14 protein-coding genes are annotated in these 14,717 nt (G+C 69.6%); 7 read left to right on the top strand and 7 right to left on the bottom strand.

Features of this window, described 5'->3' with window-relative positions:
- Positions 1 to 26 precede the first annotated feature (26 nt).
- Genes ACIA03_RS01245 through ACIA03_RS01270 form a run of 6 tightly spaced genes read left to right on the top strand, consistent with a single transcriptional unit; the run spans position 27 to position 5,126 of the window.
- On the top strand, positions 27 to 1,040 hold the full coding sequence (locus ACIA03_RS01245; protein WP_396978451.1) for an AAA family ATPase: 1,014 nt from the start codon (positions 27 to 29) through the stop codon (positions 1,038 to 1,040).
- Between the two features lie 14 nt (positions 1,041 to 1,054).
- Positions 1,055 to 1,942 carry a DUF58 domain-containing protein gene (locus ACIA03_RS01250; RefSeq protein WP_396978453.1) on the top strand — a complete coding sequence of 296 codons (888 nt, stop codon included), beginning with the start codon at positions 1,055 to 1,057 and terminating at the stop codon, positions 1,940 to 1,942.
- Positions 1,929 to 2,432, top strand: a complete 504-nt coding sequence (locus tag ACIA03_RS01255) for a hypothetical protein (protein ID WP_396978455.1) — start codon at positions 1,929 to 1,931, stop codon at positions 2,430 to 2,432. Before ACIA03_RS01250 ends, ACIA03_RS01255 begins: the two co-directional genes overlap by 14 nt.
- Positions 2,423 to 3,502 (top strand): VWA domain-containing protein, encoded by a 1,080-nt coding sequence (locus ACIA03_RS01260; protein WP_396978457.1) that lies wholly within the window; start codon positions 2,423 to 2,425, stop codon positions 3,500 to 3,502. The genes ACIA03_RS01255 and ACIA03_RS01260 overlap by 10 nt, the downstream gene beginning before the upstream one ends.
- Complete coding sequence (locus ACIA03_RS01265; RefSeq protein ID WP_396978459.1) at positions 3,499 to 4,401, top strand: VWA domain-containing protein; 903 nt, start codon at positions 3,499 to 3,501, stop codon at positions 4,399 to 4,401. The genes ACIA03_RS01260 and ACIA03_RS01265 overlap by 4 nt, the downstream gene beginning before the upstream one ends.
- Complete coding sequence (locus ACIA03_RS01270; RefSeq protein WP_396978461.1) at positions 4,398 to 5,126, top strand: hypothetical protein; 729 nt, start codon at positions 4,398 to 4,400, stop codon at positions 5,124 to 5,126. The genes ACIA03_RS01265 and ACIA03_RS01270 overlap by 4 nt, the downstream gene beginning before the upstream one ends.
- A gap of 7 nt (positions 5,127 to 5,133) precedes the next feature.
- On the opposite strand, the gene ACIA03_RS01275 is transcribed toward ACIA03_RS01270, so the two are convergent.
- The 6 genes from ACIA03_RS01275 to ACIA03_RS01300 form a co-directional block, all read right to left on the bottom strand.
- Positions 5,134 to 6,102: an AraC family transcriptional regulator gene (locus tag ACIA03_RS01275; protein WP_396978462.1), complete on the bottom strand. Its 969-nt coding sequence runs from the start codon at positions 6,100 to 6,102 to the stop codon at positions 5,134 to 5,136.
- Positions 6,103 to 6,247: 145 nt separating this feature from the next.
- Positions 6,248 to 7,729 (bottom strand): flavin-containing monooxygenase, encoded by a 1,482-nt coding sequence (locus ACIA03_RS01280; RefSeq protein WP_396978464.1) that lies wholly within the window; start codon positions 7,727 to 7,729, stop codon positions 6,248 to 6,250.
- Between the two features lie 126 nt (positions 7,730 to 7,855).
- Positions 7,856 to 8,545, bottom strand: coding sequence for an SRPBCC family protein (locus ACIA03_RS01285; protein ID WP_396978466.1), 690 nt, complete (start codon positions 8,543 to 8,545; stop codon positions 7,856 to 7,858).
- A 3-nt stretch (positions 8,546 to 8,548) separates the two neighbouring features.
- Complete coding sequence (locus tag ACIA03_RS01290; RefSeq protein ID WP_396978468.1) at positions 8,549 to 9,403, bottom strand: FAD binding domain-containing protein; 855 nt, start codon at positions 9,401 to 9,403, stop codon at positions 8,549 to 8,551.
- Complete coding sequence (locus tag ACIA03_RS01295; RefSeq protein WP_396978470.1) at positions 9,400 to 11,796, bottom strand: xanthine dehydrogenase family protein molybdopterin-binding subunit; 2,397 nt, start codon at positions 11,794 to 11,796, stop codon at positions 9,400 to 9,402. The genes ACIA03_RS01290 and ACIA03_RS01295 overlap by 4 nt, the downstream gene beginning before the upstream one ends.
- Entirely contained in the window at positions 11,793 to 12,308 is a 516-nt protein-coding gene (locus ACIA03_RS01300) for a (2Fe-2S)-binding protein (RefSeq protein WP_396978472.1), read from the bottom strand. The genes ACIA03_RS01295 and ACIA03_RS01300 overlap by 4 nt, the downstream gene beginning before the upstream one ends.
- 220 nt (positions 12,309 to 12,528) lie before the next feature.
- On the opposite strand from ACIA03_RS01300, the gene ACIA03_RS01305 reads away from it, so the two are divergent.
- Positions 12,529 to 13,326 carry a S1 family peptidase gene (locus ACIA03_RS01305; protein WP_396978474.1) on the top strand — a complete coding sequence of 266 codons (798 nt, stop codon included), beginning with the start codon at positions 12,529 to 12,531 and terminating at the stop codon, positions 13,324 to 13,326.
- A gap of 61 nt (positions 13,327 to 13,387) precedes the next feature.
- On the opposite strand, the gene ACIA03_RS01310 is transcribed toward ACIA03_RS01305, so the two are convergent.
- On the bottom strand, positions 13,388 to 14,620 hold the full coding sequence (locus tag ACIA03_RS01310; protein ID WP_396978476.1) for a transcriptional regulator: 1,233 nt from the start codon (positions 14,618 to 14,620) through the stop codon (positions 13,388 to 13,390).
- Positions 14,621 to 14,717: the final 97 nt, after the last annotated feature.

The following is a 14,717-nucleotide window of genomic DNA, read 5'->3' on the forward strand; positions in this document are numbered from 1 at the left end:
CGACAGCCGACGCCCCTGGAGCCGCCTTGACCACCACCGCACCCACCCTCGCCCCGCCGTCCGCTGAGGAGATCGCCAGGGCGAAGGAGATCGTCGGGCGGGTCAGCACCGCCTTCAGCAGCCGTGTGGTCGGCCAGGAGCGGCTCAGGACAGCGCTGTTGATCGCTCTTCTCTCCGAGGGACACGTCCTGCTGGAGAGCGTGCCGGGGCTGGCCAAGACACTCGCCGCGAGCACGCTGAGCCAGACGGTCAAGGCGCAGTTCTCCCGGATCCAGTGCACCCCAGACCTGCTGCCGAGCGACATCATCGGCACCCAGGTCTACGACCAGCGCAACCACCTGTTCGAGACCCAGCTCGGCCCGGTGCACGCCAACTTCGTGCTGCTCGACGAGATCAACCGATCCTCCGCCAAGACCCAGAGCGCCATGCTCGAGGCGATGCAAGAACGCCAGACGAGCATCGCTGGCCACATCCACCCGCTGCCGCGTCCGTTCATGGTGCTCGCCACGCAGAACCCGATCGAGGAGGAGGGCACCTACGTCCTCCCCCATGCGCAGATGGACCGGTTCCTGCTCAAGGAGATCGTCAACTACCCCAGCGAGGGCGAGGAGCTCGTCGTCCTGGAGCGCATCGAGGCCGGCACGCTCGGTCCCGACCACGAGGAGACCCGCCCGGTCGCCGACCCCGACGACGTGATCTGGCTCCAGGAGCTGACCAAGCGCGTCTACGTCGACCCGGCGATCAAGCGCTACATCGTCGCCCTCGTCCAGGCCACCCGCAACGCCCGCCAGCTGCTCGGGCCGGAGACCGGCTCCTACGTCGAGATCGGTGCGTCCCCGCGTGCCTCGATCGCGTTCCTGCAGGCGTCGCGGGCCGCGGCGCTGCTGCTCGGCCGCTCCTACGTCACCCCCGAAGACGTGCGCGAGCTGCGCCACAGCATCCTGCGCCACCGGCTCCACCTCAGCTTCGAGGCGCTGGCCGAGAAGGTCCAGCCCGAGATGCTTGTCGACGCGCTGGTCCGCGCCGTCCCCAGCCCCTGACCTCCCCTGAGCACATGGCGACGTACCTTCCCCGGATCCGCACGCGGCTGATGATCCATGCCCACCGCAAGGTGGTCGGGCTGCTCGACGGGGAGTACGCCAGCCTCCAGACCGGGCGCAGCATGGACTTCCACGACCTGAGGGAGTACGTCCCCGGCGACGACGTGAAGGACATCGACTGGAAGGCGACGGCACGGTCTCGGAGCCTGCTGGTCAAGCGGTTCACCGCCGAGCGACAGCATCTGGTGCTGCTGGCGATCTCCACGGGCCGGAGCATGGCGGCCCAGGCGACCGGCACCACGACCAAGCGCGATCTGGCGATCTTCACCGCCGGTCTGGTCGGCTGGCTGGGCGTGCGCCACGGCGACAAGGTCGCGGTCGCCTACGGCGACTCGGAGACCCAGAAGCTGACCAAGCCCGCCGACACCGAGGTGGCGCTCGAGCGGGCGCTGGGACAGGCCCACGACGCGATCACCCCCGATGCCGCCGAGGCCGACATCGTCGCGGTGCTGCGTCACATCGCCACCAACGTACGCCGGCGGGCGATCCTGCTCGTCGTCACCGACGAGCACGCGGTCAGTGACGAGATGGCCGCGGTTCTGCGCCGCCTCACCGTCCAGCACGAGGTCCTGGTCGCCGGCATCGACGACCTCGACCCGACCACCGCGGTGGCCGGCGGCGCACCGACCGTCGACATCGACACCGTCTCCGCCCTGCCGGGATGGCTCAGTGGCGACGCGGTCCTCCAGGCGCAGTACGCCGAGCTCGCCGCCGCCGAGGAGCTCGGCCTGCGCGGAACCCTGGACCGGCTGGGCATCGCCTATCAGCGGGTCCGCGACGACACCACCGCCATCGGCGCGGTCTTCCACCTCCTGGAGAGGCACCGTCATGCGCGCCGGTAGCGTCCCCGAGGAGTTCCAGCAGCCGATCGCCCACTCGGGCTGGTGGCTGGTGCTCGCGCTCGCCTTCCTCGCCGCGGTGGCGCTCTACTACCTCGCGGTCATCCTGCTGACCCGCAAGCGCCCCGAGGTCGTCGAGGTCGAGACACCCTGGGTGCCGGAGCCCCGTGACCTGCGTGCCGAGCACCTGGCCGAGATCGACCGGATCGAGCGGTCCGTGCACCGCGGTGACGTACCTGCGCGGATCGGCCACCAGCACCTGAGCCGCACCGTGCGCGACTACGTCGCCGAGGTCAGCCAGATCCCGGCGGACAAGATGGTCCTCGCCGACCTGAAGGCGACCGTACGCAGCGACCCGCGCACCCGCCCACTGGCGATGGCCGTCGAGGTGATGTATCCGCCCGCCTTCGCCTCCGAGGAGGAGGGGCAGGCGTCCGACCGCTTCCCCGAGGCGCTGAGCCGGGCTCGCCAGGTGGTGACGACATGGACCTGAGATGGCCCGTCCTCGGCGTGATCGTGCTGGTCGTCACGGCCGTCGCCGTCGCCGTGATCGTCGTCCTCGCCGCCCGGGTGCACCGCCGCCCGGTCGATGCCGTGCTCGTCGCCCACACCGAGCGGCTCAAGCGGCTCCCCCGGTTCCGTGAGCTCGCGACCCAGCAGCGCTGGCTCTCCTGGTGGCAGACCGCGGGTATCGCGCTCGCGGTGATCGGATGCATCTGGCTGATCGCCCGCCCGCAGACCACCGACATCAGCCAGAACCGCTACTCCACCCGCGACATCGTGCTCTGCCTGGACGCCTCGACCTCGATGTTCGACGAGGACACCCAGGTCACCCAGGCCTACTCCCAGCTCGTCGCCGGCCTCAACGGCGAGCGGGTCAGCCTGGTCCTGTGGAGCGACGCCGCGGTCACCGTCTTCCCGCTCACCGACGACTACGGCTGGGTGCAGGAGGAGCTGGCGCGGGCCGGCCGGGCCTTCGCCCTCGGCGACCAGGAGTACGTCGCCGGCACCTACCTGGGCAAGGAGCGCGCCTCCTTGATCAGCGACGGCATCGTCTCCTGCGTCAAGCGCTTCGACCTGTCCAACTCCGAGCGCGGCCGGGCGGTCATCGTCGCCTCCGACAACGACCCGCAGGGCGGCCCGCCGGTCTACACGCTGCCCGAGGCCACCGAGTTCGCCAAGAAGCGCGACGTCCAGCTCTACGGCATCGGCTCCGCCGACCTCAGCTTCCAGGAGGACAAGCGCGCCACCTTCGACAAGGCGATGACCGACACCGGCGGCACCTTCTCGCTGCTCGGTGACGACGGCTCGATCGAGTCCATCCTGGCCGGCATCGACCGGCTCTCCGCCGACGAGGTGGTCGAGCCGCCGAAATACCAGATCCGCGACGCCCCCGGCTGGCCGATCGTTCTGATCGTCGTAGGCGTTCTCATGCTGACAGCTGGGTGGGTCTACGCCCTGGTCCGCTCCGGACGGCTGTCCCCGCGCTCATCGCCCCGCGCGATGCCACCTGCGGGCCAATGGCCTCAGCAGACGAGACCACCGAGCGAGGTGGGTCGATGACCGCCCTGGGATGGCAGATCCTCACGCTCGTACGCCGCGTGCTGATCGTCCTGCTCACCGTCGTCGTCCTGGTGCGGCCGAGCTGGGGCGCGGCACCGACGGAGATGCGTACGGCCGATCTCGATGTCCTCGTCGTGGTCGACCGGACCCGGTCGATGGTCGCCGAGGACGGGCCCGGTGGCGAGGCCCGGATGACGCAGCTCAAGCGGGACCTCAAGTCGCTCTCGGCGGCGCTGCCGTCGGTGCGGTTCGGGGCGATCACCTTCGGTGGCGAGGTCGTCCGCACCGAGATGCCGTTCACCTACGACACCACCGCCTTCAACGCCTGGGTCGACGGCCTCTACGCCGAGCGGGCCTTCGACGGCTCCGGCTCGATGGTCGACGCTCCCCGCGAGGAGATGATCACGGCCCTGGAGCGCGACCAGGAGCGCTACCCCGAGCGGCGCCGGATCGTGGTGTTCGCCTCCGACGGCGAGAACACCCGCGAGGGCGTCGACCAGCAGTCGTTCGCCGAGATCGACGACCTCTCGGCCGGCGGCGTGGTGCTCGGCTATGGCAGCGAGGAGGGCGGCCGGATGCCCTGGGACGACGAACGGCCCCAGGACGGCTACCTCAAGGACGGCGAGGGACAGGACGCCCGCTCCCGGATCGACCTGGCCAACCTGCGCGAGATCGCAGGTCAGATGGGTCTTCAGACGATCCACCGCACGACCAAGGAGACCAAGGAGCTCGCCACCGAGGCCTCCACCTGGGACTCCGAGATGCTGACCGAGAAGACCTCCGCCGGCGGCGAGGTGTCCCGGGCGTGGATCTTCGGCTTCCCCCTGCTGGCGCTGCTGCTCTGGGAGCTGTGGGGACATCGCCGCCGTGGGCACGAGGCGGAGGAGGTGCTGTCGTGACCGTCATCGAGACGCCGGTCGAGGCGACCGAGCCACCGGTCCGCACCGCTCGCGAGCAGGTGCGCCGAGCGTTGCTGCTGGCCGGGATCGTGCCGGTGGTGATCGGGCTCGCCTTCCTGGCGAAGGTGGTCCTGATGGATCACCATGACCGGGCCGGCCGGGACGCCTGGGACGTACGCGACGCCGCGACCGCGATGGAGCACTACTCCGCCAACCGCGATCTCAACATCCTGCAGCCCTGGATCGCCCACTTCGACGCCGGCAACGCCGCCTTCCTGCTCGGCGAGAACGCCCGCGCGGTCGCCTACTACGGCGAGGCGCTGGAGCGGGTGCCCGAGAAGCACGAGTGCACCGTACGCATCAACCTGTCGCTCACCCAGGAGGCGATCGGTGACCGCGCCCGGGACGCCGGCGACCAGCAGGGCGCGAAGGCCGCCTACGAGGAGGCGCTGGCCACGCTGGAGGAGGGCGACTGCCCCACCGACGCCGGCCAGGGCCCCAAGCAGTCCCAGCAGGGCGAGTCCGTCGAGGAGCGCCTGAAGGAGAAGCTGACCCCGAAGACGCGGATCAAGCCCAACGAGCAGGAAGACCCTCCCGACCCGCCGCAGAACCAGGGCGAGAAGGAGGACAAGCTCGACAAGCGCAACAGCGACGGCGAGAACTACCGTCGCGACGACGCCGACCTCGACGACTACGGCGGGTTCAGCGACGAGCCGCAGTGGTGACAGGCGCTCAGCGCATGAGCGTCTGAGACGGGAGCTCCTGGAACTGGGCCCGGTACGCCTGGGAGAACCGGCCGAGGTGGAAGAAGCCCCACTGGGCGGCGATGGCGGTGACCGAGGTGGAGGTGGCGTCGGCGGCGAGCAGGTCGGAGTGGGCACGGTCGAGACGGGTCCGTCGCCAGTACTCCAACGGGGTGGTGTCGAGGTCGCGCTGGAACGCCTCCTGCAGCGTGCGGGTGGAGACGCCGACCTGCTGAGCCAGGTCGGCGACCTTCCAGGGGCGCTCGGGGTGGGCCTCGAGGAGGTCCACGGCCATGCGTACGGCCCGCGAGATCGTGGGGGACGCGGTCTCGGTGACGAGGGTCAGGGACGTGTTGGCCTGGATCGTCAGCAGGCCCCCGATGAGCGCCTGCTCGTAGGGCGCGGCCACCAGCGGAGAGCTCATCAAGGAGCCACCGGCCTCGACGTTGTCGTAGGCCAGCCGCACCATCTTCAGCCAGTCGCGCACCTCGGGCCGGCCCAGGTCGAGCGTGGGGTCGAAGACCACCGGACCGGAGCCACCGATGCCCGCGGCCGCCTCCTCGACGGCGCTGCGCCGGATGTAGACCTGCAGCTTCTCGCAGCCGTCGGACCAGAGCATGTCGACCGGCTCGGTCGGCGAGCCGATCGAGGCCCGGGTGCGGTCGGCGAGGACGACGTGCTCACCCACCTTGACCTTGGCGGTGCCGGCCAGCGGGAGCTGGATCAGGTAGAAGTCGTCGAAGGTGCCCGGGGTGATCCGCACCTCGTCGCCGTAGCGCATGTAGTTGAGCATCACGTCCTCGCCCAGCGGCGCGGCGTTGTGCACCATGTCGAGGTGGGATCCGGCCTTGGTCAGCGCCAGGTAATGGGCACAGAATCGTTCGGCGACGGCTTCTCTCGCCTGGTCCACGTCTGTGGTGGCGACAACGGTGTGACGGCCCAGCAGGGGACGGGGCAAGGCAGGCTCCTGGCGCGTGGCTCGATTGACCGAAGAGCGTAGCGGAGCCACCGCCGCGTGAACGCGAACACGGCGCAATCACTGTCTAAGGTCCCGACCTGAACGAGATGCCGGTCCCACCCAACGACACCGGCATCTCGCCGTACTAGCTCCTCGCTGCCAGCTTCTCCACGAGCCTGGGAGTGATGGAGGCGTACGCCTTCGGGTTGATCGGCAGCAGCCACTGCACCGCCTTGACCCACCTGCTGACGTCGAGGCCGACGTCGCCGAGAACCTCGTCGATGTTGTGCATCGAGAACGGGATGATGTTGGTGCCGCGGGCGTGGTGGCCGTCGGTGCGCTCCCGCATCCAGGCGAGCCGCGCGGTGACATGTGCCTCCATCTCCTCCGTCGACGGGACCTCGTGGCCGCCGCCCAGGAGCGAGCCGATCCAGACGGCGCTCATCTCGGCCGAGAGCGGCGAGAAGAACGAGGAGTTGTAGCCGGCGAAGGTCAGGTCCTTCACGCTCAGCGGGAGGATCTGGCGGTAGAGCTGGTAGTCGCCGTTGTCGTCGGTGAGCTGGTCCTGGATCTCCTCGGAGAAGAACGGGAGCTCCTGCTTGAACCCGGTCGCGGTCACCACCACGTCGGCGGGCACCGCGCGCCCGTTGGCGAGCTCGGCGTACGGCTTGCCCTCCTTCGTCACGAAGGCGGCGATCTCGGTGTCGCGCTCGACGGCGATGTCGCCGGCCTCGACGCCCTCGAAGAAGCCCTCGGTCGCGAGCGACACCGTCGAGCGGGCGATGTCGGTGAACTGGCCCTTGGGCAGCAGCCCGAGCTTCTTCAGCTTGAGCTGGCTGGTGGTGACCGACTCGACGCTGCCGACCATCGAGCCCGCCATCTTCGAGCCGCCCGCGTGCAGGAGCTTCTCCGGGCCGCGCACGGTCTGGTAGGGGAACAACCCCTCCCCCATGCGGGTCAGCAGCAGCACCTTGTAGTTGAGGACGCCCTTGATCTTGCGGGGCATCTTCCACAGCAGCTGGCGCGCGACCACCGTGGTCGAGGCCGCCTCCTTGGCGATCTCGACGGCCACGTCGCAGGCCGACTTCCCGTAGCCGACGACCACGACATCCTTGCCCTTGACGGTCTCCAAGTCGTGCAGCTCGCTCGCCGCGAGGATCCTGCCGCCGGCGGCCTCCAGCTCGTCGAGCCCGTCGTACGCAGGGGCGAACGGCTCCGAGAAGACGCCGCTGGCCACGACCAGATGGTCGTAGTGCTCGGTCGTCTCGCCGTCGGCCCCCGCATGAGTGATGTCCCAGCCGCCCCCTCCAGCCGGCTGGGCACTCCGAACCTCGGTGGAGATCCTGATCATCGGGGCGAGCTCGAACTTCTCGACGTACATCTCGAGGTAGCTCTGCACCTGCTCGCCGCTGAGCCACTCGGGGAACACCTTCGGCATCCTCAGGTCCGAGAGCGTGTAGGAGTCCTTGTTGTTCTGCGTCGTGAGGCCCGGGTAACGACGGGTGCGGCTCCATACACCGCCGACATCGGGCGCCTTCTCGAAGACGGTGATGTCGTGCCCGAGCTCGGTGAGCACCTTGGCCGAGGCAATGCCTGCGAACCCGGCGCCGATGACCGCGATCTTCACTTTTCTGTTTCCTCTCGCAGCGGGGTCTGCGTAGGCAAAACGCTAGAGAGGTCGCGCTGCGCTCCGCTATCCAGGTTGCGCGAGAGGTATCCGGTTTGCGCGACGGATTCGTCGCGCAGACCGGCCTCAGCCCCGCAGGAGCTTGTAGACGATCACCACCGCAGCGATCACGGCCACCCCGATGGCGATCTTCTTGCCGTAGTTCTTGATCAGCACCGGCACCACGGTCGCGCCCAGGTCGATGGCCTCGGCCTGCTTGGGCGCGGCATGCTTCGGCGCCTGCGGTCCGGGCGATCCAGCTGTCGGCGCAGGCTTCGCGGGTTCAGAGATCCCATCACCCGACGGTTCCTCCACGGCAGGCGGCTCCGGCTCAGCCGGAGCCGACTTCTGCTCCAGGCACGCGACGAACTGACCGAGGAGCTTGTCGGAGACGTCCTGCATGACCCCACGGCCGAACTGGGCGGGCTTGCCGGTGACGGCGAGGTCGGTGACGATCTCGACCTTCGTGCCGGTGCCCTCCGGAGCCATCGTCAGGGTCGCGTTGGCGCCGGCCGTTCCGTTGCCGCGCTTGTCGCGCCCTTTGGCCTCGACGACCAGCCGACGGGCGGACTCGTCCTTCTCGACGAAGGTGCCGGAGCCGGCGTAGACCATGGCGATCGGGCCGAGCTTGACCTTCACCGTGCCGGTGAAGGTGTCGCCCTCGGCCGAGGTGACCTGGGCTCCCGGGAAGCATTCGGCGAGCGAGCCGATGTCCAGGAAGCTGTCCCAGGTCTCCTCGACCGAGGTCGGGACCGTGAACTGGTGCGTCAGATCCACGCCTCAGCCTCCGAGCGCCGTGGTGATGGCCCGTCGGGTGAGCACCGTGACCAGGTGGCGCCGGTAGTCGGCGTCGCCGTTGAGGTCGGAGGGCGGCTCGGCGCCGTCCGCGGCCAGGGCCGCGGCGTTGCGTACGACCTCCTCGGTGGCCTGCTGGCCGATCAGGGCCTGCTCGACGCCGGCGGCTCGCAACGGGGTCGCACCCATGTTGGTGAGGCCGATCGCTGCGCCCTCGATCACGCCGCCGGACACCTTGAGGGTCGCGCCGACCGCGCAGATCGGCCACTGGTGGGCGACCCGCACGAACTTCTCGTAGTGGGCCGACCATCCGGTGTGCTTCGGGATGCGTACGCCGATGAGCAGCTCGTCCTCGGAGACGGCCGTCTCGAAGAGTCCCTGGAAGAACTCCGAGCCAGGGACCACCCGCTCACCGGCCGGCCCGGCGATGACGAACTCGGCGTCCAGGGCCAGGGCCGGTGCTCCGAGATCGCCCGCCGGGTCGGCGTGGGCGAGCGCGCCACCGAAGGTGCCACGGTGGCGCACCTGCTCGTCGGCGACCGTCGCCGTGGCACGGGCGACCAGGGTCGCGTGCTCGGCGACCAGAGGATCGGTCGCGACGTCACAGTGGCGCGTCATGGCGCCGATGAGGATCGAGTCACCTTCGTCGCGCACCCCCTTGAGGGAGTCGATGCGACCGAGGTCGATGACCCACTCGGGAGCGTTGAGGCGCATCCGCAGCACCGGCAGCAGGCTCTGCCCGCCGGCGATGATCTTGGCCTCGTCGCCGTACTGCGCGAGCGCGGCCAGTGCCTCCTCGACCGTGGTCGGGGCGACGTAGTCGAACGATGCGGGAATCACTGGGCTGCTCCCTTCGTGGAGTTGATGGCGCGCCAGACACGCTCCGGCGTACACGGCATCTCGATGTCGTTGATCCCGAGCGGGCGGATGGCGTCGACGATCGCGTTGACCACCGCTGGGGTGGAGGCGATCGTGCCGGCCTCACCGACGCCCTTGGTGCCGAGCGTGTTGGTGGTCGAGGGCGAGGTGGTGTGGTCGATCTCGAAGCTGATCGTGTCGGCGGCGGTCGGGAGCAGGTAGTCGACGAAGGACCCGGCGACCAGTGTGCCGGCGTCGTCGTAGACCGCGTCCTCCCACAGCGCCTGGGCGATGCCCTGGACGAGTCCACCGTGCACCTGACCGGCGACGATGAGCGGGTTGATGATGTTGCCGATGTCGTCGCAGCAGACGTACTTCCGCATCTTCACCTGCCCGGTCTCGGTGTCGACCTCCATCGCGCACAGGTGGGTGCCGTGCGGGAAGTTGAAGGCCTCCGGGTCGAAGGTGGCCTCGGAGTCGAGGTTGGCCTCGACCCCGTCGGGCAGGTTGTGTGCGGCGAAGACCGCCGTGGACAGCTCGCCGATGGACATGCCCTGGTCGGTGCCGCGCACCGTCCACCTGCCGCCGGTGAACTCCATGTCGTCGACGCTCGCCTCGAGCAGGTGGGCCGCGATCGGCTTGGCCTTCTCGAGCACCTTGTCGGCCGCCCGGACGAGCGCCTCACCGCCCACGACCAGCGACCTGGACCCGTAGGTGTCATAGCCCTTGGCCGCGATCTGGGTGTCGCCGTGGAGCACCTCGACGTCCTCGAAAGGTACGCCGAGACGGTCCGCCACGATCTGGCTGAAGGCGGTCTCGTGGCCCTGACCGTGGGCGCTGGCCCCGGTGATGACCTCGACCTTGCCGGTCGGGGTGAGCCGCACCTGGGCGTGCTCCCAGCCGCCGGCACCGTAGTCGAGGCTGCCGAGCACCCGGGACGGAGCCAGGCCGCACATCTCGGTGAAGGTCGAGATCCCGATGCCTAGCTGGACGGGGTCGTTGTTGGCGCGGCGCTCGGCCTGTTCGGCTCGGAGCGCGTCGTAGCCGAACATCTCCTTCGCCTTGGCGGTCGCCGCCTCGTAGTTCCCGGAGTCGTAGGTCAGGCCCGCGACGGTCGTGAAGGGGAACTCCTCGTGCTTGATCCAGTTCTTCTCCCTGATCGCGAGCGGGTCGACGCCGACCTCGGCGGCCAGCTCGTCCATCATCCGCTCGACGCCGTACGTCGCCTCCGGCCGCCCCGCGCCCCGGTAGGCGTCGGTCCAGGTGGTGTTGGTGAAGTGGGTCTGGCAGTTGAACTGGTAGGCCGGGAACTTGTAGATCGCGTTGAACATGAACGCGCCGAGCACCGGGACCCCGCCGCCGACGATGGCGACGTAGGCGCCCAGGTTGGCGTCGAGCTCGACCTTGAAACCGGTGACCTGACCGTCCTTGGTGGCCGAGAGCGTCAGCTTCTGGATCTGGTCGCGACCGTGGTGGGCGGAGAGCAGCGACTCGGAGCGGGTCTCGGTGTACTTCACCGGCTTGCCCAGGCGGCGCGCCATCGCGAAGACGATCATCTCCTCCGGCGTCTGCTGGAGCTTGCCGCCGAAGCCGCCGCCGACGTCGGGCGCGATCACCCGGATCTTCTGCTCGGGCACCCCGGTGGTCGCGGCGAACGCGAACCGCAGGATGTGCGGGATCTGGGTGGCGCTCCAGACGGTGATCTGCTCACCGGTCGGGTCGCACACGACGCTGCGCGGCTCCATGAACGCCGGGATCAGCCGCTGCTGACGGTAGGTCCGCTCGATCACGATCCCGTCGCTCCTGGCCGCGGCGATGGCCTCGTCGACGTTGCCGCCGGTGCCGGCCTGGGCGCTGTCGAAGACCCACAGCGCAGACTTGTTGGTGCCGAGGTCGGGGTGGGCGAGCACCTCGTCCTTGACCGCATCCTCGAGGGAGACGACCGCGGGAAGCTCCTCGTAGTCGACCTCGACCATCTCGGCGGCGTCCCGGGCGGCAGCCGCGGAGCGGGCGGCCACGACGGCGACGATCTCGCCGGCGAAGGTGACCCGGTCGGTGGCGATCGGCGGGTGCGCCGGCGTCTTCTGGTCGGGCGTGATCGGCCAGGCGTTGATGCAGACGCCGAGGGTCTCGTCGAAGTCCTTGGCCGCGAGGACGGTCACCACGCCCTCGGACTCCTCCGCGGCGCTGGTGTCGATGCCGGTGATGCGGGCATGGGCGAAGGGGCTGCGCACCATCGCCAGGTGCAGCATCCCGGGCAGCTTGATGTTGTCGGTCCAGCGGGTGCGGCCGGTGATCAGGCGCGCGTCCTCCTTGCGGCGCCGGTCACGGCCGATCTCGTGGGTCTGCTCCGGACGAGCCTCTACGGCGGTCACAGCGCGTCCACCTCCTCGGTCGCGCCGCGCGGGCTGGCGGCGGTGGCCAGGTGGCCGCTGGCGTACTGCACCGCGCGGACGATGTTGTGGTAGCCCGTGCAGCGGCACAGGTTGCCCTCGATCCCCTCACGGATCTCGTCCTCACTTGGGTGGGGATGGCGCTTGAGCAGGTCGACGGACTGCATGATCATGCCGGGCGTACAGAACCCGCACTGCAGGCCGTGACACTCGCGGAACGCCTCCTGGACGGGGTGAAGGTCGCCCTCGACCGTGTCGGCGAGCCCCTCGATCGTGGTCACCTCGCAGCCGTCGGCCTGCACCGCGAGCACGTTGCACGACTTCACCGAGTCGCCGTCGAGATGGACCGTGCAGGCGCCGCAGTTGCTGGTGTCGCAACCGATCACCGTGCCGGTCTTGCCGAGTCCTTCGCGCAGATACTGCACGAGCAGTGTCCGCGGTTCGACGTCGTCGGTGACCTTCATACCGTCGACGCGCATGCTGATCCGGGCCATGTTGTCTCCCTGCCAGACGTCACTGTGTGGGCCAGATCACAGTAGGACGCCGAGGGTTGGGGGACGGTTGGGCGCCGATCGGGCGCCGGATCTCATACCCGGATTTGGGGGGGGACGCCGCCAACCGGACCATTCAATGCGCCTTCCCAGCCCCGCGCCACAGGTCTAACTTGAGCAGGTCGGCCCCCTGCCGACGCCTAACCTGCGGAGGTTGAACTCAATGAGGCGAACACTGATGCTCCTCGCCGCTCTGATGGCACTGGTCCTGGTTGCGCCCGCAGCCCAGGCCGTCACCGACGGCGAACCCGATGGCGATGCTCACCCCTACGTCGGCCTGATGGTGGCCCAGGACGCCGACGGCAAGCCGTTGTGGCGCTGCAGCGGCACCCTGCTGTCCCCGACGCTGTTCCTCACCGCCGGACACTGCACCGAGGACCCGGCCGCCCACGTCGAGATCTGGTTCGACTCGGACGTCCAGAGCGGCATCCCCGGCAACGGCTATCCGAACACCGGCGACGTCGGTGGCACGCCGCACACCCACCCCGCCTACGACCCGGACGCGTTCTTCCTGCGCGACGTCGGCGTCGTGGTGCTGGACGAACCGGTCACCATGGACACCTACGGCGCCCTGCCCGAGCAGGACCAGCTCGACGCCCTGAAGGTTCGCCGGAGCACGACCTTCACTGCCGTGGGCTACGGGCTGCAGAAGTCCTTCCCGACCGCGGCGGAGTGGAAGACCCAGGCCCAGCGGGTCCGGATGGTGGCCGAGCCGCATCTGCTGCAGATCAACACCGGCTTCACCGGCGACTTCTCGCTGCTGCTGTCGAACAACGCCAACACCGGCGGCACCTGCTTCGGCGACTCCGGAGGCCCGAACTTCCTCGGTGACTCCAACGTCGTCGCCGGAGTGACCTCGTTCGGTCTCAACGGCACCTGCGGCGGCACCGGCGGCGTCTTCCGGATGGACCGCTCCTGGAGCCTGGACTGGGTGACCGAGGAGTTCGGCGACCACCTCTGAGCCCGGCTGGTCGGCCGTGCCGGCGAATCGACCGCGATGACACCGGCACGGCCGCCTCTCCTCAGTGGGTCACCGACGCCAACCGCCCCCTGAGCAACGGCACCGCCGGGTGGCGTCCGTGCCCGGCGAGCCGGGCCAGGGCGGCCTCGACCACCTCGGTGTCGTACGGAGCCAGCTCGCTGTAGCGCAGCACCGCGTCGGGCTGCGGGTCGGCGATCAGCGCCTCACGCAGGGCGACCGCGACGTACTCGGCCATCTCGGCCAGCGCCGGGCTGTTGGTGCCGGGCAGGAGATCACCGCCGTACGACTCCACCGCAGCGGCCACCCGCCCGTGACGGATCAGGGCGAGGACCTGCTCGACGTCGGTCGCGACCGGCATCAGCAGACGGTAGGGCCTCGAGGCGACCTGGCCGCCGAGGGCATGGCGCAGGTGGGAGACCTCGGCCTTCAGCGTCGAGAACGTGACCGCCTGGTCGCCGTAGACCATCGCGTGCAGCCGCTCCAGCGAGAGGCCCTCGGGGTGGAGCGCGAGCAGGGCGAGGATCTCGGTCTGGCGGCGGTTGAGCAGCAGCCGCTGCCCGTCGAGCCAGGTCTCCGCGGTGCCCAGCAGCGTCAGCACCAGGCCGGGCTGCTCGATCGCCTCGTCGTCGGTCCGCTGCGTCGGCAGCTTCGGCAGCGCCCCCTCGATGAGACGCGCCATCACCCGGGCCGTGGCCATCCCGATCGGGTGGGTGCGGTCCCAGGTGGTGGAGAGATCGAGGACGCCGAGGTGCTTGCCGGTGACCGGGTCGTGGAGCGGCGCGGCCCAGCAGACCCAGTTGTGCACGACCTCGGCATAGTGCTCGGGGCCGAAGACCATCGACGGCTCGTTCGTGCGGTTGGCGAGGTCGAGCGCGTTGGTGCCGGCGGACTCGTCGTCCCACCGGCCGCCCGGCACGAAGTTGACCGACTCGGCCTTGTGGCGCATCACCCGGCCGCCGTACGTCCACAGCACCCGCGTGTCCGGATCGGTGACCGCGATGACCAGGTCGCCGTCGTCCGCGGTGCACCGCAGCTCCTCCTCGACCCGCTCGACCGCCACCTGGAGCGGCGAGCCCCGCCACATCTCCCGGGTCTCGTCCTCGTCGGCCAGCGGCGCCTCGCGTACGTCTGGCCTGACGGCTGTCGCCGAGCGCGTCCAGCTGTTCAGGATCTCCGGTCTGACGAAGTCCTCGGCGGCATCGCCGCTCTCCACGAAGGCGGTCCAGGCCCGCGCCGCACTGATGCGGCGCTCCTGCAGATCGCTACGGACCATCAGATCCCCCCTTGGAGTCCGGCCCTGGAGGCTCGGTCCTGCCAAGGTAGCACCCTGTGACGTGCCTCACGATCCCCTCAGTGGTACCTGATGGGCG

It is taken from the genome of Nocardioides sp. NPDC051685, from assembly GCF_044453405.1.
GTDB lineage: Bacteria > Actinomycetota > Actinomycetes > Propionibacteriales > Nocardioidaceae > Nocardioides.